At 64.7% G+C, this 23,602-nt stretch carries 21 protein-coding genes; 10 read left to right on the plus strand and 11 right to left on the minus strand.

All coding sequences use genetic code 11. From position 1 onward, the window contains the following. Window positions 1–134 precede the first annotated feature (134 nt). The 5 genes from IEX32_RS03720 to IEX32_RS03740 all read left to right on the plus strand — a co-directional run bounded on the left by IEX32_RS03720 (window position 135) and on the right by IEX32_RS03740 (window position 6,552). Window positions 135–1,172 carry a sodium:calcium antiporter gene (locus tag IEX32_RS03720; protein ID WP_188768515.1) on the plus strand — a complete coding sequence of 346 codons (1,038 nt, stop codon included), beginning with the start codon at window positions 135–137 and terminating at the stop codon, window positions 1,170–1,172. Between the two features lie 186 nt (window positions 1,173–1,358). Continuing rightward, window positions 1,359–3,824 carry an NAD-dependent epimerase/dehydratase family protein gene (locus IEX32_RS03725; RefSeq protein ID WP_188768516.1) on the plus strand — a complete coding sequence of 822 codons (2,466 nt, stop codon included), beginning with the start codon at window positions 1,359–1,361 and terminating at the stop codon, window positions 3,822–3,824. 114 nt (window positions 3,825–3,938) lie between these two features. Beyond that, the gene (gene purF, locus IEX32_RS03730; protein WP_188768517.1) at window positions 3,939–5,387 is read left to right on the plus strand and encodes an amidophosphoribosyltransferase; all 1,449 of its coding nucleotides are present in this window, start codon (window positions 3,939–3,941) and stop codon (window positions 5,385–5,387) included. Window positions 5,388–5,401: 14 nt separating this feature from the next. Next, entirely contained in the window at window positions 5,402–6,121 is a 720-nt protein-coding gene (locus tag IEX32_RS03735; protein ID WP_188768522.1) for an SDR family NAD(P)-dependent oxidoreductase, read from the plus strand. Between the two features lie 86 nt (window positions 6,122–6,207). Next, on the plus strand, window positions 6,208–6,552 hold the full coding sequence (locus IEX32_RS03740; RefSeq protein ID WP_188768523.1) for a PilZ domain-containing protein: 345 nt from the start codon (window positions 6,208–6,210) through the stop codon (window positions 6,550–6,552). A gap of 11 nt (window positions 6,553–6,563) precedes the next feature. Here the strand turns inward: IEX32_RS03740 and IEX32_RS03745 are convergent, their stop codons facing one another. The 5 genes from IEX32_RS03745 to IEX32_RS03765 are packed head-to-tail and all read right to left on the minus strand — an operon-like array spanning window position 6,564 to window position 13,232. Then, window positions 6,564–7,871 carry an SAM-dependent methyltransferase gene (locus IEX32_RS03745; RefSeq protein ID WP_188768524.1) on the minus strand — a complete coding sequence of 436 codons (1,308 nt, stop codon included), beginning with the start codon at window positions 7,869–7,871 and terminating at the stop codon, window positions 6,564–6,566. Between the two features lie 58 nt (window positions 7,872–7,929). Continuing rightward, entirely contained in the window at window positions 7,930–9,303 is a 1,374-nt protein-coding gene (locus tag IEX32_RS03750; protein WP_188768526.1) for a cryptochrome/photolyase family protein, read from the minus strand. Then, window positions 9,300–10,226 (minus strand): metal-dependent hydrolase, encoded by a 927-nt coding sequence (locus tag IEX32_RS03755; RefSeq protein ID WP_188768528.1) that lies wholly within the window; start codon window positions 10,224–10,226, stop codon window positions 9,300–9,302. The genes IEX32_RS03750 and IEX32_RS03755 overlap by 4 nt, the downstream gene beginning before the upstream one ends. 39 nt (window positions 10,227–10,265) lie before the next feature. Next, entirely contained in the window at window positions 10,266–11,282 is a 1,017-nt protein-coding gene (locus IEX32_RS03760; protein WP_188768530.1) for a 2-oxoacid:ferredoxin oxidoreductase subunit beta, read from the minus strand. A 3-nt stretch (window positions 11,283–11,285) separates the two neighbouring features. Next, entirely contained in the window at window positions 11,286–13,232 is a 1,947-nt protein-coding gene (locus tag IEX32_RS03765) for a 2-oxoacid:acceptor oxidoreductase subunit alpha (protein ID WP_188768532.1), read from the minus strand. Between the two features lie 271 nt (window positions 13,233–13,503). On the opposite strand from IEX32_RS03765, the gene IEX32_RS03770 reads away from it, so the two are divergent. Further along, window positions 13,504–13,986 carry an RNA pyrophosphohydrolase gene (locus tag IEX32_RS03770; protein WP_188768534.1) on the plus strand — a complete coding sequence of 161 codons (483 nt, stop codon included), beginning with the start codon at window positions 13,504–13,506 and terminating at the stop codon, window positions 13,984–13,986. A gap of 49 nt (window positions 13,987–14,035) precedes the next feature. On the opposite strand, the gene IEX32_RS03775 is transcribed toward IEX32_RS03770, so the two are convergent. From IEX32_RS03775 to IEX32_RS03790, 4 genes are all read right to left on the minus strand, one after another. Beyond that, window positions 14,036–14,581, minus strand: a complete 546-nt coding sequence (locus IEX32_RS03775) for a tetratricopeptide repeat protein (RefSeq protein WP_188768536.1) — start codon at window positions 14,579–14,581, stop codon at window positions 14,036–14,038. 10 nt (window positions 14,582–14,591) lie between these two features. Further along, entirely contained in the window at window positions 14,592–15,767 is a 1,176-nt protein-coding gene (locus IEX32_RS03780; protein ID WP_188768537.1) for an RsmB/NOP family class I SAM-dependent RNA methyltransferase, read from the minus strand. Between the two features lie 30 nt (window positions 15,768–15,797). Beyond that, entirely contained in the window at window positions 15,798–17,255 is a 1,458-nt protein-coding gene (guaB, locus tag IEX32_RS03785; RefSeq protein ID WP_188768540.1) for an IMP dehydrogenase, read from the minus strand. A gap of 103 nt (window positions 17,256–17,358) precedes the next feature. After that, window positions 17,359–18,864, minus strand: coding sequence for a M20/M25/M40 family metallo-hydrolase (locus tag IEX32_RS03790; RefSeq protein ID WP_188768542.1), 1,506 nt, complete (start codon window positions 18,862–18,864; stop codon window positions 17,359–17,361). 211 nt (window positions 18,865–19,075) lie between these two features. Here IEX32_RS03790 and IEX32_RS03795 point away from each other — a divergent pair, with 211 nt between their 5' ends. After that, window positions 19,076–19,726, plus strand: coding sequence for a hypothetical protein (locus tag IEX32_RS03795; RefSeq protein ID WP_229735870.1), 651 nt, complete (start codon window positions 19,076–19,078; stop codon window positions 19,724–19,726). 40 nt (window positions 19,727–19,766) lie between these two features. On the opposite strand, the gene creD is transcribed toward IEX32_RS03795, so the two are convergent. Together creD and IEX32_RS03805 are read right to left on the minus strand one after the other, a co-directional pair. Then, on the minus strand, window positions 19,767–21,185 hold the full coding sequence (creD, locus tag IEX32_RS03800) for a cell envelope integrity protein CreD (RefSeq protein WP_188768544.1): 1,419 nt from the start codon (window positions 21,183–21,185) through the stop codon (window positions 19,767–19,769). Between the two features lie 113 nt (window positions 21,186–21,298). Further along, window positions 21,299–21,973 (minus strand): hypothetical protein, encoded by a 675-nt coding sequence (locus tag IEX32_RS03805; RefSeq protein ID WP_188768546.1) that lies wholly within the window; start codon window positions 21,971–21,973, stop codon window positions 21,299–21,301. A 124-nt stretch (window positions 21,974–22,097) separates the two neighbouring features. Between IEX32_RS03805 and IEX32_RS03810 the strand changes: the two genes are divergently transcribed. From IEX32_RS03810 to IEX32_RS03820, 3 genes are all read left to right on the plus strand, one after another. Then, a complete protein-coding gene (locus IEX32_RS03810; RefSeq protein WP_188768548.1) occupies window positions 22,098–22,340 on the plus strand; it encodes a type II toxin-antitoxin system ParD family antitoxin in 243 nt (80 codons plus the stop codon). 5 nt (window positions 22,341–22,345) lie between these two features. Further along, window positions 22,346–22,657, plus strand: coding sequence for a type II toxin-antitoxin system RelE/ParE family toxin (locus IEX32_RS03815; RefSeq protein ID WP_268236708.1), 312 nt, complete (start codon window positions 22,346–22,348; stop codon window positions 22,655–22,657). Window positions 22,658–22,834: 177 nt separating this feature from the next. Further along, entirely contained in the window at window positions 22,835–23,581 is a 747-nt protein-coding gene (locus IEX32_RS03820; RefSeq protein ID WP_229735885.1) for a nucleotidyltransferase domain-containing protein, read from the plus strand. Window positions 23,582–23,602: the final 21 nt, after the last annotated feature.

The following is a 23,602-nucleotide window of genomic DNA, read 5'->3' on the forward strand; positions in this document are numbered from 1 at the left end:
TGCCGCGATAGAACGCGAGGCATGGCACAAGCGCAGATTTCGTATGCGCAAATAGCCGCCGCCGGTCATTGTCGCTATGCTGCGTGCGCCTGTATTGCCTGAGACAGACTGCAACCGGATTTTGACTGCCGGCCATGTTATTCAATTTCAACGATTTATCGCTGCCAACACTGTTTATCATCATGGCGAGCGCCGGCGCGGTTATCTGGTACGCCGGAAGCCGCCTGACGAGATTGGTCGACGCGCTAGCGGAAAGGACGGGGCTCGGTCACGCCTTCGCCGGCATGTTGCTGCTCGGCGGCATCACGTCCCTTCCCGAGGTTGCGACCGCAAGCACGGCATCCGCAGCGGGCAATCCGCTCTTGTCGATCAATGATTTGCTGGGAAGTGCGGCGATCAACCTCATTCTGCTGGCCATTGGCGACATTGTTTACGGAAGGACCGCGCTCACATCCATGGCGGCGCGGCCCGCCACTCTGATGCAAGGCGTGCTCGCCATGATCCTGCTATCCGGCGTGGCCATTGTTATCGCAACGGGTGACGTCGCCTTACCCTTCATAGGGACGGGCATCGGCGCGACAATTTTGTTGTTGGGGTGCTTGCAGGCTCTGCGGGTGGCAAGCCGCTTCGAGAAAGCCCGTAGCTGGCAAGCCGTCGATCCACCGGACACCCGTGCAGCGGAACCAAGTGGGATCGAGCGAGGCAAAAGGCAACTCATCGCACTGATTCTGCTCGCGGCATTGATTATCTTTGTTGCGGGCGCCGCGCTGGCCATGACGGGCGGTGCGATTGCCGAAAAAACCGGTCTCGGTGCGTCGATCGTCGGATTTGCACTGGTGGGGTTTTGCACATCCTTGCCGGAATTGAGTACGATCTTCGCCGCATTGAAACTGGGACGCCATGAATTGGCCATCGGCGACATTTTCGGAACCAACCTGTTCAACATCCAGATCATTTTTCTCGCCGACTTGGTTTACTCTGGCGGTCCCGTGTTGAATGAAGCAGACGGGTTTGAGATTGCAGCGGCCTCGCTTGCCGCCCTCATCACTGGCATATTCGTGGTCGGCCTTCTGGAGCGGCGGGATCGGACGATATGGCGCATGGGCACGGACAGCGCGCTTGCTCTTCTGGTATTCATCGTAGGATTCCTCGCCTTGTCGCGGTTGAGCTGAGTTTCAGGCTCTTTTCCTGTTGAGTATCTCTCATCGAAGGGGCCGGTATCGGACAATCAACGGAACCTCTGACGGGCCATGTCGTTAGTTCCGGAACATGGCCCGGTCTGTCGGAATACGGACGCGATGCCTTATGGGAGATACCCGGCCGTTCATCCTCACCGCCGAACGATGGGAACGATCAGCATGGACAACGGCAAGCCGATCGTCTTGATTACGGGAGCCGCGGGCAATATTGGCCAATCGCTCGCTGCGGTACTCGGCAAGCAATACCGAATTGTCGGACTGGACCAAACGGACGAGGGAACCGATTTTCCCCTCATCGAAGTCGATCTGACCGATGATCAATCCGTCCGTTCGGCGATGCGGGCGTTCCGCAGCCGGTTCGGGACCCACATTGCCAGCGTCATTCACCTCGCGGCCTATTTTGATTTTTCAGGCGAAGAGAAGCCGGCTTATCAGGCCGTCAATGTGGAAGGGACGCGCCGTCTCCTTCGAGAGCTCCAGAGCTTCGAGGTCGAGCAGTTCGTTTATTCCGGCACCATGCTGGTTCACCAGCCGGGGCGGCCCGGCGAACGGATCGATGAGACCCGGCCAGTCGATCCCGGCTGGGCCTATCCGCGCTCAAAAGCGAAAGCCGAAGAGATCATCCGCTCGGAACATGGCGATATTCGCTATGTGCTGCTCCATCTCGCCGGTCTTTACGACGAAAGGATCTCGGTCCCGACCTTCGCCCATCAGATCGCGCGCATCTATGAGCGCGACATCGAAAGTCATCTTTATTCGGGTTCCACCAAGGCTGGTCAGGCGATGGTCCATCGCGAAGACATGATCGACGCCTTCCGGCGGACTGTCGACCGGCGCGCGGATCTTCCCGGCGATGCCGAGATATTGATCGGCGAGCCTCACACTTTGAGATATGACGAACTCCAGGATGCGCTCGGCTGCCTCATTCACGGGGTGGCCGACTGGGCCACCATGCGCATCCCGCCAAGCGCCGCCGCCATCGGCAGTTGGATGGAAGACAAGGCCGAACCGATCATTCCAGATGCGATAGATCAGGGCGAGCGCCCGTTCGTGCGGCCGTTCATGGTGAGCATGGCCAGCGATCATTACGCGCTTGATGTTGCGCGTGCCGAACGCTGGCTCGGCTGGACGGCGAAACATCGGCTCGAAGACGAACTCCCCGCCATCGTTGCCACGCTGAAAGCCGATCCTCTCGCCTGGTATGAAATGAACAAGATCACCCCGCCAGCCTGGATGAAGGACGCGGAGGAGATCGGCCGCAATCCGGAAACTTTGCGGGAACAGCACGCCGCATTCCTGCAATCGGAGCACCGCCGCAACCGCTGGGCGCATTTCATCAATATTGCGCTCGGAGGCTGGTTGCTCACGCAACCGATCATGATCCAGGTCGAGGAACCGGCGCTTTTCTGGTCCGAGATGCTGTTGGGCGCCGCCTTGATAGGCTTCGCATCGCTCAGCCTCTCCTGGCAAATGCAATGGGCGCGATGGGTTTGTGCGGGCATCGGGGCATTGGTGATGGCGATCCCATTCCTGACCTGGACATCCAATCCGGCCGCTTTCCTGTCCGACACACTGGTGGGCGCGCTCGTTTTCGGCTTTGCGGTCGGCACTCGCCCGGAATCCGGTCCTTCGCCTGTAGCTGCAACATCGGGTCCGACAGTCCCGCCAGGCTGGGACTATAATCCATCCACCTGGATACAACGAATACCGATCATCTCGCTGGCGGTTATCGGGCTGCTCGTGTCACGCTATCTCAGCGCTTATCAGCTTGAGCAGATCGACGGCGTATGGGAGCCATTCTTCTCAGGGTCGGTTGAAGATCCGCGAAACGGAACCGAAGAGATCATTACCTCCAGTGTTTCAAAAGCCTGGCCGGTGCCCGACGCGGCCGTTGGCGGCTACACTTATGCGCTGGAGATATTGACAGGCATTGTCGGCACTCAGAAGCGATGGCGCACCATGCCCTGGCTCGTCCTCCTTTTCGGGCTGATGATCGTCCCGCTGGGTGTAGTCTCGATCTTCTTCATTATCATTCAGCCGATCGTGATCGGAACCTGGGCCACGCTGGCCCTGATCGCCGCTGCCGCCATGCTGATCCAGATTCCCTATTCCATCGATGAACTTCTCGCCACGTGCCAGTTCATCCGCCGGCGCGTGAAAGCAGGCAAAAACTGGCTGCGCGCATTTCTGTTTGGCGATACCGACGAGGGGCAGCCTGCCGCAGCCGGCGATGAATTCGATCGCAGGCCAGGCGATGTGCTGAAGGAGATGTGGACCGGCGGCGTGAGCCTGCCATGGAACCTCCTGCTTGCTGCCGCCGTTGCTCTTTCGCTCCTGTTTACGCGCCTCACTCTGGATGCTGAGGGAACGATAGCGGACCTCGACCATCTGATCGGCGCGCTGGCCCTCACCGTCATATCGATCGCCGCGGCGGAGGTGGCCCGATCCGCGCGCTTTCTCCTGATCCCGCTCGGGCTTGCATTGTGTATCACGCCCCTTTTTACCGCCTCCGACAACTTGCACATGGCAATGGTCATCGCTGCCGGAACGATGCTTGTTCTGCTCAGTTTCCGCCGCGGAACCATACGGAACCGCTACGGCAGCTGGGATCGCCTTATCGTTTGAACGCGAGCGCCGGAGCCAAAGCTGCACGAGTCTGTCCTCCCCCCCTTGCAATCGCCGCCAATCCCAGCCAAATGCGCGATCAGAATTAGACGTGCCACCAGGCCGGGCGACTCCATGAACCTAACTCACCCCTTTCGTGACGCCGACGGGGACAAGCTGCGCGAAGAGTGCGGCGTTTTCGGCGTGATCGGAGCCAAGGATGCGGCGAACGTCGCCGCCGCCGGACTCCATTCGTTGCAGCACCGCGGCCAGGAAGCCGTGGGCATCACCAGTTACGACGGCAGCGAATTCTATTCGCACCGCGGCCTCGGCCATGTGGCGCAGGTTTTCTCCCAGAAGGAACTCGACGCGCTGCCGGGGATGATGGCCTCGGGCCATGTGCGCTATTCGACTACGGGCGGCTCCGGCCTGCGTAACGTCCAGCCGCTCTTCGCCGACCTCGCCTCCGGCGGTTTCGCGATCGCGCACAACGGCAACATTTCCAATGCCATGGCGCTCAAGCGCGATCTCGTCGCCAAGGGCTCCATCTTCCAGTCGACCTCGGATACCGAGACGATAATCCACCTCGTCGCGACCAGCCGCTATCCGACCCTGCTCGACCGCTTCATCGATGCGCTGCGCATGGTCGAAGGCGCCTATTCGCTGATCTGCATGACGCCCGAGGGCATGATCGCCTGCCGCGATCCACTGGGCATACGCCCGCTGGTCATGGGCCGCCTGGGCGATGCCATCGTCTTTGCGAGCGAGACCGTCGCGCTCGACGTGATCGGCGCGGAATTCACCCGCGCGGTCGAGCCTGGCGAACTCGTCCAGGTCGACCACAAGGGCACGATCTCCAGCCATCGCCCCTTCGGCACCCCCTCGCCGCGCCCCTGTATCTTCGAGCACGTCTACTTCAGCCGCCCCGATTCGGTGATGGACGGCCGCTCGGTCTACGGCGTGCGCAAGCAGATCGGCGTCGAACTGGCGAAGGAAGCGCCCGCCCCGGCCGATCTCGTGATCCCGGTACCCGACAGCGGCGTGCCCGCCGCCATCGGCTACGCCCAGGAATCGGGCATCCCCTTCGAACTCGGCATCATCCGCTCGCACTATGTCGGCCGCACCTTCATCCAGCCGGGTGAGCAGGCCCGCCACAACGACGTGAAGCGCAAGCACAATGCCAACCGCGCGCTCGTCGAAGGAAAGAAGATCATCCTCATCGACGATTCGATCGTGCGCGGCACGACGTCGCTCAAGATCGTCGAGATGATGCGCGATGCCGGCGCTGCCGAAGTGCACATGCGCATCGCCAGCCCGCCGACCGAGCATTCCTGCTTCTACGGCGTCGACACGCCCGAGCGCTCCAAGCTGCTGGCCGCGAACATGGACATCGAGGCCATGGCGGCCTTCATCAAGGCCGACAGCCTCGCCTTCGTCTCGATCGACGGGCTCTACCGCGCGGTCGGCGAAGCCAAGCGCAACAGCAAGTGCCCGCAGTTTTGCGACGCCTGCTTCTCGGGCGACTATCCGACAAAGCTGACCGACTTCACCGAGCGACAGCCTCCGAAGCTCAACGCCGCGTGAGTGGAGTGAGTGAAGTGAGCGAAAAGCCGTTCGAGGGACAGACAGCGCTCGTCACCGGTGCCAGCCGCGGCATCGGCGCGGCAACGGCCAGGGCGCTGGCCGCTGCCGGCGCGCATGTCGTACTGACGGGCCGCGACACCCGCGCGCTGGAGGAAGTGGAGGAAGCGGTCTTCCAGGCGGGAGGATCGGCGACGATCGCCCCGGTCGACCTTGTCGAGCCCGACGGCATCGCCCGCCTCGCCACCGCGATTTCACAGCGCTGGGGCAAGCTCGACATTCTCGTCATCAATGCCGCGATCATGCCCGAACTCACTTCGGTGGCGGACATCGACCAGAAGGCGCTGAACAAGGCGCTGACAACCAATGTCCTCGCCACCCAAGCGCTGATCGCCAATTTCGATCCGCTGCTGCGCAAGAGCGGCGATGCCCGCGTGATCGGCATGACCACGACGGTCGCGCAAGAGCCCCGCGCCTTCTGGGGGGCCTATGGCGCGACCAAGGCCGCCTTCGAGGTGCTGCTCGATTGTTATGCGCAGGAGACCGGCAACGTCACGAAGATCCGCGTCGCCATCGTCAATCCGGGCGCAACCCGCACCGCGATGCGCGCCCGCGCCTATCCCGGCGAGGATCCAGCTTCGGTCAAACCGCCCGAAGCCGTCGCCGGCCGGCTGGTTGCCCTGCTTGGCGAGCGGTTCGCCACGGGGCACCGCGAAACCGTTAACCAGCCCCGGTAAGCTCATCTTAACCGCGACAAGCGACCCTTGCCGAATCGGTCGGGGTCCGCGTCCCCGTTTCCTACGAGCTGCTGGATTGCCCATCGATGGTCGGCACGGAACAGGACAAATACGAACTCGCGTCGCAGGAAGATCGCAGCGCTCTTCGGGCCAGACTCTCCATACCCGCCGGGCTTCGACCGTCGGGCGGCAAGAGCATTCAGACGGTCGTGCGCGACCTGTCGATGTCCGGCTTTTCGGCAACCGCCGTGAGCCGCATCCATAACGGCACCCGGTGCTGGCTGACGATGCCCGGCATGGAATCGCTCGCGGCGAAAGTGGTCTGGTGGGACAACGGCCTGGTCGGCTGCGCCTTCGAGAACCTGCTGAACCCGATCATCCTGGATGACATCGTCGCCCGCTGGTCGGACCCCGGCATCTACAAGGGGTAGCGCTGCTCGGCTTACCCCTGCTTCACCAGCGTCACCTGCGCGACATCGATGCCGCCGCCGCGAAAGCCGCCTTCACAGTACATCAGATAGAAACGCCAGAGGCGCACGAAGCGCTGGTCGAAGCCGGCAGGCAGTCGGCCCTCCTGCGCCGCCGCGTCGAAGTTGCTGCGCCATTCGCGCAGGGTGCGGGCATAGTCGAGACCGAAGTGCTCGCTGTCCTCCCAGGACAGCCCGCGTTCCTCGGCCAGCCTGCGGAATTCGGATTCCCTGACGAGCATGCCGCCGGGAAAGATGAAGGTCTGGATGAAGTCGGCACTGCGCGCATAGCCGTCGAAGATCTCGTCGCGCATGGCGATGTACTGGATCGCCGCCCTGCCGCCGGGTTTCAGGTTGCGCGCGATGCAGTCGAGGAAATCGGGCCAGAACTGCCGCCCCACCGCCTCGACCATCTCGACCGAAACCACGGCGTCGTACCGGCCGCCCTCTCCGCCCAGTCCCACATCGCGATAGTCCTGCTTGCGGAAATCGGCGCTGCCCCTCTCGGTGGCCCAGCGCCCGCGCGCGTAGGCGAGCTGTTCGTCGGACAGGCTGATCGCATCGACCTGCGCGCCTTTGCTGGAAGCGAGGAACGCCGCCAGCGTGCCCCAACCGCAGCCGATCTCCAGCACGTTGTCGCCCTGTGCCACGTGGAGCCTGTCGACGATGGCGCCGATCTTGTTTGACTGCGCGACGTCCAGCTCGGTGGCGAACTGGCTGAACGCGTTGGGCCTGTCGGCCGGGCGCGCGAAGATGCCACTGGAATAGACCATCGTTTCACCCAGCCACTGCTCGTAGAAGTCATTGCCGATATCGTAGTGGACATGGATGTTGCGCAGCGCGCCTGTCCGCGTGTTACGGTTGAGCCAGTGGATCAGCCGCGAGGCGAGGCGCCAGGGGCCGCGCGCCCGCGCCGTCTCCCCCAGGGCGGTGGCATTGTCCATGAACAGGGCGAAGAGCGGCACGGGATCGGGGCTGTCCCATTCGCCCATTTCCCAGGCCTGATACCAGCCGACCGATCCAGCCGTCGCCAGGCGCAGCAGGGCGCGCCAGCTCCTGATCGTGACCACCGCATCGAAGCCGCCCCTGCGCCCGCCGAGCATGCGCGTTTCGCCAGAGGGCAGCGTGGCCAGGATCGAGCCACGCTCAAGCCCCCGGTCGATGCGGTCGAGCACCTTGTCTACCCCGCCCGACCACAAGTGCGCCAGCCACCTCGGGCCGACGCCTATGGCGCGGCCTCCCTCGACAAGCTCTCCCCCTCTTCCAGACACTTGCGCGCTCATGACCCAAGATATGGAATCAATTTTCCGCCGGAGCAATCCAAGAGGAGCCGCTCGCCCTTCAGCCTTTTGCCTGTTCCCAGGCGGCAAGCGCCCGTTCGCGCGCCTGCCGGTGATCGATGATCTTCGCGAGGTAGCCCGCCGGGCGGAGCATCGGGGCGGGATCGTGGATCTCGCCTTCGGGCAGCTCCGCCAGTTCGGGGAGCCATTCGCGGATATAGGCCGAGGCATCGAACTTTTCCGACTGCGAAAGCGGAGCCATGATCCGCGCGAACATGCTGGAATCGACCCCCGATCCGGCGGTCCACTGCCAGTTGACCGCGTTGGAGGCATAGTCGGCGTCGACCAGGGTATCCCAGAACCACCGCTCGCCTTCGCGCCAGTCGATCAGCAGGTGCTTGATGAGAAAGCTCGCCGCGATCATCCGCACGCGGTTGTGCATCCAGCCGGTGTGCCAGAGCTGGCGCATGCCGGCGTCGACGATGGGATAGCCGGTCATGCCCCTTTTCCACGCGCGCAGGTCCTCCCGTGCGGGCCCGCCGGACCGCCAGGGAAAGCGATCGAACGTCTCTCGCGCCGGTCTGCCGCCGTAGTCGGGGAACTGCAGAATCACGTTCTGCGCATAGTCCCGCCAGCCCAGTTCACCCAGAAAGATGCCGACCGAACCGCCGGCCGAAGAAGCCGCATGCCAGACCTGGGCCGGCGTAACCTCTCCGAAATGCAGGTGCGGCGAAAGAAGCGAGGTACCCACCACGCCCGGAAGGTTGCGCCGGCTTTCATAGCCGGAGGCCTGTTCGGCGAAGTCGCGCAGCCGTTCCCCTGCGCCCTCCTCTCCCGGCTCCCACATCGCGCGCAGGCCGCCCGCCCAGTCTGGCGCGGTCGGCAGGAGGCGCCAGTCCTCGAGCCTGTCCGACTTCGGCCACGCCGGCGGCGCGGCGATCGTCTGCGGGGCGCATCGCGGCTCCGGCGGCGGCATGCGTTCGAGCAGCGCGCGCCAGAACGGGGTGTAGATCTTGTAGGGCGCGCCCGATCCCGTCGTCACCGTCCCCGGCGGCAAAAGGTAGTTGCCGTGATACAGGCAAAGCCGGAGCTTTCTGCCCACCGTCTTCTCGGCACCGCGCCACCAGGGCTCGTAATGGTGGAGCGCGTGGACCTCCCTCGCGCCGACCTCACGCGCCAGTTCCGGCAGAATCTCCTCGCACCTGCCCCTGCGCAGGATCAGGCGCGAGCCCTTTCCCCGCAGCGCGGCATCGAGGCTGGCGAGACTGTAGTGCAGCCACCAGCGCGAAGCGGCGCCCATCGCCCGATGCTCCGGTGTCTCGTCATCGAGAACATAGACCGGAATGACCGGCCCCTTCGCCGAGGCTGCGGCCAGCGCCGCCTGGTCCGACAGTCGCAGGTCGCGCCGTAGCCAGACGAGGATCGGCGCGGTCATTTCGGCTTCAGCTCGACGCTGAAGTTGCCGCGCGTCGGCGCCCGGAGGAAACGCTGGTCCACCAGTTGCAGCGTGTCGCCGCGCACCTGGGCGACGGGCATGCGACTCCAGAACAGGAAGGCCCGGGCCTGGGGGCTTTCGCTTACCCGCCGGGCGAGGCGGGGGTCGTCCATATTGGTGGGCGCTCCCTCCGCCTCACCGGTTCCGACGCGCGAACCGAACAGCGAGAAGGGGACCGAACCGTAACGGCCAGCCGTTCGCCACAATACCTCGCGCTGCCAGAAAGCGCCCGGTACCGGGTTGGCCACCACCACCCGAGGGTAGGGATCTTCCATCGCGATGCTTTCCGCCGCGATCCGGCTGATCCCTAGGTTGAGCGCAACGTAGGCCAGCACACCAGCAATCGCCATGTGTGCGGGCCGCGTCCAGCGGCTCGCGCCTGCCCTTTCCCGCCGTAGCGAGAGCCACAATCCCAAGCCGAGCATAGCCCAGAGCCAGGGATCGATGATGAACAGCACATCGCCGTAGAACCAGTGATGGGAAAACGGCTCGAGCAGCCGGATGCCGTAGCTGTTGAGCCAGTCGAACGCCGGATGGGTCAGCGCGCCGATATAGCACAGGGCCAGCAGCCATCCCGCGCGCACATCCGCCCGCCCCAGCGGGCGCGTGCCGCGCCGAACCTGCCACCGGTCGAAGGCGATCAGGATGCCGGCAAGCAGCGCCGGCAGAATGGCGAGCGCGACCGGTCCATGCGTGATCCCCCGCCGCATCGCGAGCGATTCGACGCCGTAGAGCACGCAAGGCGCGTCGATATCCGGCAGGTTGGCCGCGAGGATCAGCGCGGGCATGGCAAGACCGGTCCGGCGCTTGAGCCCGGCCTGGCCCAGCACCGCCCCGATCAGCGAATGGGTGAGGTTGTCCATGCCTCATGGGTGGCCAGAAAGCCGCCCGAAGGCAAGGAGTTACCCTTCCACGGTCCAGGTCTGTCCCTTGGCGAGAAGCTTGCCGAGATCGGCCGTCTTGCCCTCGATCAGCTTCGCCCGCTCGGCCACGACCTCGCTTTCGAAAGTCGGGCGCGGATCGTCGTAGAGCACGCCGAGCGCCATCGGGAACGGGCCGAAGGGCATCTCGACCAGCATGTGCGCAAGGCCCCGGTTCTTCACGTTGTGAACCGCGACCCCGGCCGCCTGCCAGTCACCATCCTCGACATCGACGACCTTGAGCGTCAGCGTGTCGTGATCGAGCGCAAGGCCCTTGGTGCCCTTGGCGAAGAGCAGCGGCTCTCCGTCGCGGCACCAGACCTGCGTATCGTCCGCGACCTTTTTCTGGGTGAAGTCGTCGAAGCGGTCCTTGTTGTAGACGATACAGTTCTGGAAGATCTCGATGAAGGCCGCGCCCTTGTGATAGTAGGCCGCCTTGAGAACTTCGGGCAGGTCCTTCGAGACGTCATAGCCGCGCGCCACGAAGCGCGCGCCCGAGCCCAGTGCGAAAGCGCAGGGCAGCGCCGGGCGGTCGACCGAGCCGACCGGCGAGGACGGCGAAGACGTGCCCACGCGGCTGGTCGGCGAGTACTGGCCCTTGGTCAGGCCGTAGATCTCGTTGTTGAACAGCATGATCTGGCAGTCGAGATTGCGGCGCAGCACATGCATCGTGTGGTTGCCGCCGATCGACAGACCGTCGCCGTCGCCCGTCACCAGCCAGATGTCGAGATCCGGGTTGGCGAGCTTGATGCCCGTCGCGAAGGCCGGCGCGCGGCCGTGGATGGTATGAAAACCATAGCTCTCGACATAGTACGGGAAACGGCTGGAGCAGCCGATGCCGGAGACGAACACGGTGTTCTTCGGGTCTGCGCCGATCATCGGCAGCGTGCGCTGCACGGCCTTGAGGATCGCATAGTCGCCGCAGCCGGGGCACCAGCGGACCTCCTGGTCCGATTCCCAGTCCTTGAGCGTGGTCTGGATGGGGGTCATGTCGTTCATGGCTCAGGCCTCCGGGCTCGGGAGCTGGGTTTCGTTGACCGGCACTTCCCCGCCTTCGTTGTCGGGAATGCCGTCGAAGAAGCTGGCAATAGCCTCCTCGATCTCGGCGATCGCGAAAGGCTGGCCGCTGGTCTTGCTCAGCGGCACGGCGTCGATCAGGAACTGGTCGCGCAGCACGGTCTTGAACTGACCCGTGTTCATCTCGGGCACGAGCACCCTGTCGAAGCCCTTCAGCAGCTCGCCCAGATTGGCAGGCAGCGGCCACACGTGGCGGACATGGATGTGCGAGACCGAAAGCCCCTTGCGGCGAGCGCGGCGCACGGCCTGATGGATGGGGCCGAACGTCGAACCCCAGCCAACCACGGCGAGCTTGCCGCTCTCTTCGCCCAGGCACACGTCCTGCGCGGGAATGGCATTCGCCACGCCATCAACCTTGGCCTTGCGAGCGTCGGTCTGGGCCTGGTGAACCTGCGGCGCGTAATCGATGTCGCCGGTGTCGATGCCCTTCTCGATGCCGCCGATGCGGTGCATCAGGCCTTCGGTGCCGGGCTTGATCCACGGGCGCACGCCGCGTTCGTCGCGCTTGAAGGGCAGCACCTTGCCATCGGGGTTGTTGGTCTCGCCCAGAAACGAGACGGGGAATGGCTCGAACGACGCGGGATCGGGCACCTTCCACGGCTCGGAAGCATTGCCGATATAGCCATCGGTCAGCAATATGACCGGGGTCATGAACTGCACCGCGATGCGGCAGGCCTCGATCGCGCATTCAAAGGCGTCGGCGGGCGACCGCGCGGCGATCACCGGCAGCGAGGCGTCGCCGTTGCGGCCATAGACCGCCTGATAGAGGTCGGACTGCTCGGTCTTGGTCGGCAGGCCGGTCGAGGGACCGCCGCGCTGCGAATTGACGATGACCAGCGGCAGCTCGGTCATGATCGCCAGGCCCATCGCCTCGCCCTTGAGCGCAATGCCCGGACCCGACGAGGAGGTGACGCCGAGCTGTCCGGCATAGGACGCGCCGATCGCCGCGCAGATCGCCGCGATCTCGTCTTCCGCCTGGAACGTGGTGACGCCGAATTCCTTGATCTTCACGAGGTTGTGAAGAATCGCCGAGGCGGGCGTGATCGGATAGCCGCCGAAGAACATCGGCAAGTCCGCCAGCTTCGCGCCGGCGACGAGGCCAAGCGAAACAGCTTCGGCACCGGTGATCGTGCGATAGAGGCCGGGTTCCGACGGGACCGGATCGACGTGCAGCTTCTTGAGCGGCCCCGCCAGTTCCGCCGTTTCGCCATAGGCATGGCCGGCATTGAGCGCGGCGATGTTGGCATCGGCCAGCACCGGGTTCTTGGCGAACTTCGCCTTGAGCCAGTCAATCAGCGGCTGACGGTCACGATCGAACATCCACAGCGCGAGGCCGAGGGTCCACATGTTCTTGCAGCGCAGCGCCTCCTTGTTGCCGAGGCCGAAAGGCTTGACCGCTTCCAGCGTCAGCGCCGAGATGTCGAAAGCCAGCACGTCCCATTTGGCGAGGCTCCCGTCTTCGATCGGATTGGTCTCGTACTTCGCCTTCTCGAGGTTGCGCTTGGAGAATTCGCCGGTGTCGACGATCACGAGACCGCCGGGCTTGAGCGCCTGGACATTGGTCTTGAGTGCCGCCGGGTTCATCGCCACCAGCACGTCGGGGGCGTCACCCGCCGTCGTGATCTCGCTCGAGCCGAAGTTGATCTGGAACGCCGAGACGCCGAACAGCGTACCCTGAGGCGCACGAATTTCCGCCGGAAAGTCGGGGAAAGTCGCAAGGTCGTTGCCTGCAAGGGCTGTCGACAGCGTGAACTGTCCGCCGGTGAGCTGCATCCCGTCCCCGGAGTCGCCGGCGAAGCGCACGACGACTGCTTCGGGCGATGCCGTCTGCACGGAAGCCGGTTTTTCCTGTTCGGCTGTGATCGATGCCATTGTTGTCCTCTTCGGCCAGACGCCGGAATTGCTGCCTATTCCGGCAAATGGGGTTTCCGGGGCCCGCGTGCAAATTAGAAAATCTCTCAGGCGGACAATCCTCTCAATTCCGCAGGAGAACCTTGAAACATACCAGGCCGTAAAATCATAAACGGCCTAGTCAAGCGCGCCGGCATGGGCCATTCTCCGGCTCATGCGTTGCGCACCGGCGATCGACATCCTCGCGCTTCGGCCCGCGCCGCTCCCATAGGCCATGGAAACTCCCTTCCCGATGAATGACTTGTCCTCTCTGCCCTATCGCCCCTGCGTGGGCGTCATGCTGGTGAATGCCGACGGGAAAGTGTTCGTCGGCAAGCGAATCGACAACAAGGAAGGCGACTGGTGGCAGATGCCGCAAGGCGGCATCGACGAGGGAGAAGACCTCAAGACGGCCGCACACCGCGAGCTCCAGGAAGAGACCGGCGTTACCGAAACACACGCGACGATCCTGGCGCAGACCCGCCACGAGCTGCTCTACGACCTGCCCGAGGAGCTGATGGGCAAACTGTGGAAAGGCCGATATCGCGGCCAGCGCCAGCACTGGTTCCTCGCCCGCTTCGAAGGCAGCGACAGCGACATCGACCTCAACGCCCACCGGCCGCCCGAGTTCCACGAATGGAAATGGGTCGAGCCCAGGCTGCTGCCCGATCTCATCGTGCCGTTCAAGAAGCGGGTCTATCGCGCCGTTCTCGAGGAGTTTCGGGAGCTGATCTGAGCGGGGGGCCGTTCCTTCCGGCCCCGCTCAGCCCGAGCTTGTCGAAAGATCAGTTCTCGCTCACCATCGGCTTGGGCGTCACCGCTTCGGCCGTGACGACGCGCTGCTGCGCCGGCCCCTTGGCGATGGCCGAAGCGACCTTCTGCGCCTCGGAGCATTCCTTGCCGCAGAGCGACTGCAGGCGCGCGAGGATGCGGTTCGCTTTCTCGGTCGCGCCCTTTTCCGCAAGCGCGACGCCTTCGCCGGCAATGGCATCGAGGTTGCGCGGATCGGTTGTCAGCGCGGTCCGGTAGTAGTGCAGTGCCTTGCCCTGCATGCCGGTCCGCCGCGTGGCGTCGGCCAGCGCGAGCAGCACCGGTACGCTGCCGGGTTCGACCACCAGTGCCGCCTCATAGGCGTCGATCGCGCCTTGCAGGTTGCCCGCCGACACTGCGGCGCGGCCTTCGCCCAGCAGCCGTTCGGCGCGGGGGTCGAGCGATTCGGTCGGCGCGGAAAGGATGGCACTGGAGGAAACGGCAACGAGCAGGGAAAGAGCAATAGCAGCAGGCGTGTAACGCATCAGCATGTCCTTGGCCGAGGGCTTCGTCCTCATCATGACGACCACGCTAACACAGGCGTGTCAATCGTGCGACGAAAAACCCGTCGGTCCCATCATGATGCGGCGAGAGGCGCAGACCGGAACCGCGTGGGGTGCCGGCGGGGAGGGCCGGGGTTTCAGCCTGCCAACCCGGATGGCGGGCAAGGAAGCTCCGCGTCTGGTCGGCGCCCTCCTCGTCGAGCAGCGAACAGGTGACGAAGACCAACCGGCCGCCCGGCCTGACGAGCCCCGCCGCAACGTCGAGCAGGCGCGCCTGAAGCTCGACATAGCGCGCCAGTTGCTTCGGCGTCAGGCGCCAGCGCGCCTCCGGATTGCGCCGCCAGGTGCCGGTGCCCGAACACGGCGCGTCGACCAGCACGGCATCGGCGGCGCCCTGCCAGCGTTCGAGCGCGAGCGCCTCCCTGCCGGGATCGAGCAGCGCGATCTCGATCCCCGTGGCCCCCGCCCTCCGCGCGCGGGGGGCCAGCCGCGAAAGCCGGGGGCGATCCGTATCGCAGGCGATCAAGGTGCCGCGATTCTCCATCGTAGCGGCGAGCGCCAGCGTCTTGCCGCCTGCCCCGGCGCAGAGGTCGATCACGGTCTCGCCCGGCTTCGCGCCGACGGCCTCGCAGGCAAGCTGCGATCCGCTGTCCTGCACTTCGATCGCGCCGTCGAGATAGGCCTGAGCCTGCTCGATGCGCGTTTCGGGCGGGTAGCGCCAGCCATGCGGCGCAACCGTACGCTCGCCGCCCTCGGGGAGCGCGAGGCGCCCGGCCCTCAGCGTGTTTACGCGCACGTCGAGCGGCGCGCGGTCGAGCAGCGATGCGGCCTCGATTTGTGAAACGCCGCTGCGCGCCAGTCGGTCGACCAGCCATGCGGGCGCGATACCCCCCTCGGCGGCGGCCTCGCCCGGCGCGACCGGATCGGGCGCGTGGCTGGAACCGTCGAACAGCGCGGCCACTTCCGGCTCCTGCGCCGCGATGCGGAGCATCGCCGCCCTGCCCGTCTCCGGCACCTCGCCGCAAGCGCGGATCGCGCGGTAGGCCAGCTCGCGCACGGCGCGGCGGTCCTTGCTGCCGGCGAAGCGGCGCGAGCGGAACCAGTCGGCGATCAGGCGATCGGCGGGAGCGCCGTTAGCACGGGCGGCCTCGATCACGAGGTCGAGTATCTCGATCGCGGCCTGTACGCGTGCCGCGGGCGTCACAGCACCAAGACCTTTCCTAAAGCCAGATTCTCAGCGCGACGGATAGTTCGGTGCTTCACGGGTGATCGTCACGTCGTGAACGTGGCTCTCACGAAGCCCGGCATTGGTGATGCGGATGAACTGCGAATTCTTGCGCAGGTCCTCGATCGTCTGCGAGCCGGTGTAGCCCATCGCCGCCTTGATGCCGCCCACGAGCTGATGAACAACGTCCTTGGCCGGCCCCTTGAAGGCGACCTGCCCTTCGATGCCCTCGGGCACGAGCTTCATCTGGTCCTTGATGTCGCCCTGGAAATAACGATCCGCCGAGCCGCGCCCCATTGCGCCGACCGAACCCATGCCGCGATAGGACTTGTAGGCGCGGCCCTGATACAGGAAAGTTTCGCCGGGCGCTTCGGCTGTGCCGGCCAGCATCGAGCCGATCATGATCGTCGAGGCCCCCGCCGCGAGAGCCTTCGCCGCATCGCCCGAGGTACGCAGGCCCCCGTCGGCGATCACCGGCACGCCCGCCTTGTCGGCCTCCTCGGCGGCCTCCATGATCGCGGTGAGCTGCGGCACGCCGACACCCGCCACGATGCGCGTGGTGCAGATCGAGCCGGGGCCGATGCCCACCTTCACGCAGTCCGCCCCCGCGCCGATCAGCGCGCGGGCGGCTTCGGCAGTGGCTATGTTGCCGGCAATGACCTGCGCCGAGTTCGAGAGCTTCTTCACCCGCTCCACGGCGATGGCGACGTCCTTGTTGTGGCCATGGGCAGTGTCGATCACCACCACGTCGCACTCCGCGGCCAGCAGCGCCTCGGTGCGCTCGAAGCCCTTGTCGCCCACCGTGGTCGCGGCGGCGACGCGCAGGCGGCCGGCGGCGTCCTTGGTCGAATGAGGGTAGGTGACGGCCTTTTCGATGTCCTTCACCGTAATCAGGCCGATGCAGTGAAAGGCATCGTCGACGACCAGCAGTTTTTCGATCCTGCGCTGGTGCAGCAGGCGGCGCGCTTCCTCCTGGCTGACGCTGGCGTTCACCGTGGCGAGATTCTCGTGCGTCATCAGCTCGCGCACCGGCTGCGCCGGGTTGTCGGCAAAGCGCACGTCGCGGTTGGTCAGAATGCCGACGAGCTTGCCCGAGCCCTCTACCACCGGAATGCCGCTGATGTTGTTCACCGTCATCAGCGCCTGCGCTTCGCCCAGAGTGGCGTCGGGCGAGATCGTGATGGGATTGACCACCATGCCGCTCTCATAGCGCTTGACGGTGCGCACGGCGGCGCACTGTTCCTCGATCGTGAGGTTGCGGTGAAGCACGCCGATGCCGCCAAGCTGCGCCATGACGATCGCCATGTCCGCTTCGGTGACGGTATCCATCGCCGAGGAAATGACCGGGATATTCAGCCCGATCTCCTTGGTGAGGTGCGTGCGGGTATCGGCCTGGGTCGGAACGATGTCGGACTTTGCCGGACGCAGCAGCACGTCGTCGAAAGTAAGTCCGATCGGGATTTCCATATTTGCTACCATGCCTTCACCGGGGAGAATCGTGGCGGCCCATGTAATCAAAGGTGCCTGCTTGGGCTAGTGCCTCATTTCGCGGGTGCCGCACGAGTGGCCTTCAGCCCGCGTCGCGCTTTGCCGGTACCTTGCGCAAATCCGCGAACCAGCGGCCGAGCGCGGTCAGCATCTTCACGTCCTGCACGGCCCCGCCCAGCTCGATCGATTGCGACAGGTCGTCACTCGGCCGGTGATAATCGCCCTCGTAGAAGGCCTGCATGCGCTCGATCTCGCCATAGGCCGTAGTCACCATGACGGTGGGAATGTCGTGCTGCAGCAAGGCCCAGCCATCCTGCCGCCTGACGAATTCGTTGGCCTCGTCGCTTTCGCGCAGCTTGAACTTCTCGGCCTTCGCGACCCTGGCGATGTCTTCATCGAGCGACGTCATGCCCCGGCCGACGATCGCAAATGACGTGCCGCCTGGCGCGATCGCGATCGAATCGATGTTGAAGGCGGCAACTATGCTGGTCAGCGGCAGCGGCGGATTTTCCGCGAAGGCCTCTGCGCCCAGCAAGCCGATTTCTTCCGCCGTGGTGGCAAGGAAATAGACATCGCGGTCAAGCTGCGGCCCGCGCGCGAGGCGGCGTGCCACTTCGGTGATCGCGGCAAGGCCGCTGGCATTGTCGATCGCGCCGTTGCAGATCGTGTCCTCTGCTGTCGGCTCGCCGCATTCGCCGAAATGATCCCAGTGCGCCACAAACAGGACGGCCCCGGCTTCCGGATGCCGGCCGGGCAGCTTGCCGATCAGGTTGTGGGTATGGATCGTGGTCTCGCGAGTGGTCGCTTCCAGCGTGGCGGTGAGATCGAGCGTGAACGGAGCGAAGTCCGGCCCGTCCGCAATCGTCTCTAGCCCGTCCAGCGAATGCGACGTTCCCTTGAGCAGCAGGGCCATGTCGTCGCGGGTGATGAAGGCCTCCAGATCACCCCCCAGCGAATCGTCGGCCAGAGCATAGCCCGAACGCTCGCGCCGGGCCGCGACTTCGCGGAGGCTGCGTTTGCCGTCGAGAACCGTAAGCACCGCCGATGCACCCTGAGCCAGCAGCTGGTTCTGCCGGTCGCTGTCGGACTGGTCGCCGTCGAGCATGACGGCGATTCGGCCGGCCAGTTCGGTGCGGGTGAAGTCCAGCCCGCGCGCCCGGCCGACGAAGAGCAGCGGCGCGTTGCGCACCAGGCTGCGCTTTCCCGAAGTCAGGACGAGGACGTTCTGCGGCGACATCACGGTCCTGAAGCCCTTGCGAAGGAACCGCGCGGTCGATCCGGCAGGTTCGCGCGCAACGAGCGTGACCGGCATGAACCATTCATTGCCCGGATCGTTGGTTCCCGATACGAGGCCGATCTCGTACCACTGGCGGCCAAGATAGCGCAGCGTCTTCGCCTCGCCCTCGGTACCGGGTTCGCGTCCGCCGAACTCGTCGCTGGCCAACACTGTGATGTGGGCGAGCAGCTGCGCGGCGATCTCCCGGTCGCCGCGCGTCGCGGCGGATACCGGGAAACTGGTGAACAGGAGGAGCCCAAGCGCCGCCGCGCCCATCGTCCTTACCGCATTTGCTGCCAGGCCCCGTATCATCAGGAGCGTTATATACTTCGGATTTTCGCCGGCGGTTGGAAAATGTGAACCATGCGCCTGCATCTGAAGATTTTTTCGCCTCGGGCACGGGAAAATGTTGCCGGAAACCCTCTGCCCCCGATGCCCGGCAGCGAGCCAGGCGGGCGGAACCGGGAACGAGGGTACCCGTCAGACGTTCAACAGGCAGACGAGCGAAAAGGAGGAATTGGGGGTGCACAGGTTCTGCCTTGCGATGGCCGCGCTCGGCGCACTGGCGCTGACGCCCGCCGAAGCGCGTCAACCCGACCGTCCGATCACCGACAATGATCCCGGCGTGATGGACGTGGCCAAGACCCCCACGACCGATCTCAACATCACCAGGGAAGAGATTCCCGCCGTGCTGATCGCGGCGGTCGAGAAACCCTATGACCTCACCGGCCTCGACAAGTGCAGGCCGCTTACGGCGGCGGTCGAGGAACTCGATGCCATCCTGGGCCCCGACTTCGACCTGCCGCAGGAAGCACGCGACCGGGTCAGCGCCGGGCGCGTCGCCAAGTGGGTGGTCAGTTCGTTCATCCCCTTTCGCGGCCTGATTCGCGAGCTTTCGGGCGCCAATGCCCAGGAACGCGCGATACAGGCCGCCATTCAGGCGGGACTTGCCCGGCGCGGCTTTCTCAAGGGCGTGGGCGCGGTACGCCGCTGCGGCTACCCGGCATCGCCGGCGACGCCGCAAGCGATCGACGCCTATCTCGTCGAGACAGGCAAACCGGGGAAGAAGGAACCGGTCGAAAAGGCAGAGGCGCGCGGCGAAGAGCCGGCGCAGGAACGAACCTCCTCCGGCGTCCCGATCGTGTCGCAACCGGTTGTGCAGCCGGTCCCCTGATTTCACGGCATCGCCCGCTGGCGGAGGCGGGAAGCTGGCGTCAGGCCGCCTCCATCTCTCTCCGGCCAACGCTGCCCCAATCGACATTGCGCGTCGCATACATGACCCCGGCGAGCGCCACGAAGAGCAGCACCGAGCCGATCATCAGCGACCATGCCTCGAGATTGAGCAGCACGAACAGCAGCGCATAGAGGCCCACCAGCAGCGCGCCGATGAACCGCGCGCGCTTCCAGCTTCCAAGCACCGCCGCGCTATAAGCGGTCAGCAGGCCGATCACCGCGCCGCTCGCGACGAGGTAGGCGGCGGTGAATCCGATCACCTCGGCAAAGGCCAGCAGCAGCACGAAGAACAGGACCAGCCCCGCGCCCGTCAGCAGGTACTCGACCGCCGCCACCCGCGCCCCGCCGACCACGTCGAACAGGAAGAAGGCAAGGAAGGTGAAGCCGATGAAGAGGAAACCGTATTTCACCGAGCGATCGACCTTGGAATAGAGATCCACCGTTTCGATCAGGCTGACGCTGACGGCACGGCTGGGTCCGCCTACCGCTTCACTGGCGGTCATCCCCGGCTCCAGCATTGTCACGCGCGACGCGTAATCGCCGGTGTCCTGCGGCGCCCCGAAATCCTCGGTGGCGACGGGCGGCTGGCCGAGCGCCAGCTTGTCGACGGTGTAGCTGGCCTTGAAGCCCTTGTCCGACACCTGCGGTTTCTCGGGCAGGAAGGCGCCCGCGAAACTCGGGCTCGGCCAGGGCGAGGAAACCTCCCACGATGTCGAACCGCCCCTCGGGACGAGGCTGATCGTGCGGCTGCCGCGCAGGCCGAAGGCATAGTCGACCTTGAGTTGACCTGTGCCGTCCCAGTTCAGGAACGCGAAAAAGCCCTGTCCGCCGGAGGCCGCCGGCCCCTTGCCGGGCTGCACCTCGAGCGGCTTACCGCCCGCCATGATCGTCCCGCCGGTAGTCAGGCCGCGCGCGTCCGAGGCGCCGATGCGCAGCTCCGCGCGGTCCCACAACAGCCGCTCGCGCGTAACACCGAAGCGCGCGAGATCGGCTGGCAGGGTGAACATGGCGCTGCCCTCGGTCCGGGCCGTGAACAGCACGGAGCGATAGATTGACTTGCGCCGCTCTTCCGGCTCGATCCGCGTCGAGACACGGTTGGTAACAGGCGAGATGTAGAGGAGCTTTTCCACCTCCACCACGCGGCTCACCTGCTTGCCGTCGACGACCTCGTTCTGCGTCTGCGTTGTGCGGAAAGGCACAACCATGACCGGGCCGGACAGGACTTGCGGTCCGCCCCATCCGGCGTTGATGGACGCCTGCGCGGTCTCCGACTGGTCCTGCCGGTCATAGACCAGCGCATAGACCAGCAGCAGCGGCACGATCAGCACAAGGCTGACGAGGCCCACGAACAGGAGCTTGATACCGGGCGAACGCTCGCGGCGCTGCGGGACCTCATCCATGCTCGACCTCTCCATTCATCGACACAAATGCACGATTTGCCGACATCGGTCTTCGTGCCTTGCTGTTTCCTGAACGAAAAACAGCACCAGGGCCAGCCTTGATGGTTCCGGGATCAGTCCACCACCTTGCGAAACACGATCTCGCGTCCAAAGCGTTCGAGCAGAAACAGCCCGTCGCTCTCGAACAGAAGCGCCTCGTGGAAGGCCTTGAAGCCCAGGTCATTGGCATGGAAAGCGAAATAGAGCACCTTGCCCGCCGGATCGGGCACCGTGACCGGCTCTCCGCGCACTTCGTACATGGGCAGGGCAAACCCGATCGAAAGGCCGGAGGTGCCCTTCGCGACCGGGATCTCGAGGCCCTGTTCGGAAAAGTCCAATTCCGACGTCGTACCGTCGCCGCGCTCGACAATGGCACTGAACAGCTGAGGCGGGAGGTTCCCCGTCCCCTCAAGCCTGAGCGTCAGGACATCGGCGGCGCCCGAACCGCGTTCTGTGCCCAGCAGTTCGAAACGCGGGGGTGTGGAAGGATCACTGTCGAGAACAACGCCGCCCTCCTGGCGAGTCCATGTCCCGGCGGAAAACTCGTCCAGCGCGCCATAGCTCAACGCATAGCGATAGCGTCCATCCTCGCCCAGTTCGAGCGTGGCCGCCATCTCCATCTGGCTGCCATCGTAGACGCCCGCGACCGAAGCTGGCTCGGCCTCCTGCGCCAACGCGGGGGCAGATGAAAGGAGGGTGAGAAGGGGGGCGGCGAACTTGAGTATTGTCCTATTCCGTTCTGAATGCATGCGCGCAGTCCTGTTTCCGTGTCCTCGTCAGTGGATGCAAGGCACCCGCCACCAACACAAGTCCGGGCAACCTCCCCTGCCCCACGCTTTGACCCGGGTACCAGAATTTGGTAATCCTTCAGGCATGGCAGCGAAGAACACCTCGATCGCGCTGGGCGACCATCTCACCGAATATGCTCGCCGCAAGGTGGCCTCCGGCAAGTTCGGCTCGATCAGCGAAGTCATCCGCGACGCCCTGCGCCGCGAGGAAGAGCGCGACTTACGGATCGAGCGCCTTCGCGAACTGGTCCGCGAAGGCGAGGAAAGTGGGCCGGCCGAGCCGTTCGACTTTGACGCTTTCATCGCCGAACAGTTCCCGAACGCATAGATCGGATGTCAAGGAGCCTTGGAATTATCCTGCGCCCAAGGGCCGCGGCGGACCTCTTGGCCATCAGCCAGTACACCAAGGCCCAGTGGGGCGAGCCACAGGCAAAGCGCTATATCGAAGACCTCCGCCGCCAGATCGAATTCGCGGCTGAGTTCCCCGGCGTCGGCAGCGAAGCGATGGGGCTGCCCCCAGAATACCGCAAGCTGCGCTCAGGCTGGCACCGCGTGATCTACCGCTGCACCGACACGGAATTGGTCGTGGTGCGCGTGATCCATGCGCGGGAGGATGTGCCGGATGAGATCGAGGATTTTTGGTGAGGAATCGTCCTTTATGCCGAGCGGCGGACTATGCCGAGTGGGAGGACGATCTTTCGGCATTCCAAAGCGTTGCAGATAATCGGCTCGGCATAGTTTCACGTCCCATCGGGCACCGAATGTGCGACGGCACTGCAACGAACACTTGCTTCGAGAGGGGCGCCGGGCAAGAATCCTCCGGTGAGAACAGACGTCGACCACTTGCCCCCGGCCCAGCAGGAAGAGCTGGCCCGGGTGACGCAAATCCTGATGGACGAATTTGCCGTCGCTATCTCCCGCGCAACGCAGCCATGGAAGAAGAACGGCAAGGTCCAGAAGATCGTCCTGTTCGGCAGCTATGCGCGCGGCGACTGGGTCGACGAGCCGGACAATGGCTACCAGTCCGATTACGACCTGCTGCTCATCGTCAGCCACGCCGATCTCACCGACATCGCCGAGTACTGGTACGTTGCCGAGGACAGGATCCTGCGCGATCCGGCGATCGGTCGCCCGGTCAACATCATCGTGCATACGCTGGCCGAAGTGAACCAGGGCCTGACGCGCGGAGAGTACTTCTGGGTCGACATCGCGCGCGACGGCATCGCCTTGTACGAGCTGCCCGGCTTCGAACTGACGACGCCCAGGCCGCTGACGTCGGCAGATGCATACGAGATGGCCGGAGTCTACTTTGCCGACTGGCTAGCAAAGATCGATAGCGCGCTCAAACTCGCGAACTTCGCAATCCAGGAGGGCGAGAGGAAAGACGCGGCCTTCCTGTTGCACCAAGCAGCTGAGCGTGCCTACACCTGCTATCTTCTCGTTCGCAGCCAGTACGTTCCCTTATGCCGAGTTCGGCATAATGGCACTTATGCCGAGCGGCGGACTATGCCGAGTGGGTTTAGGATTCCTCGGTGCGCCAATGTATTACCGGTAATTGGCTCGGCATAGTTTAGGCTTTCTCCTCAGCAC

Source organism: Novosphingobium endophyticum (assembly GCF_014640675.1).
Taxonomy (GTDB): Bacteria; Pseudomonadota; Alphaproteobacteria; order Sphingomonadales; family Sphingomonadaceae; genus Novosphingobium; species Novosphingobium endophyticum.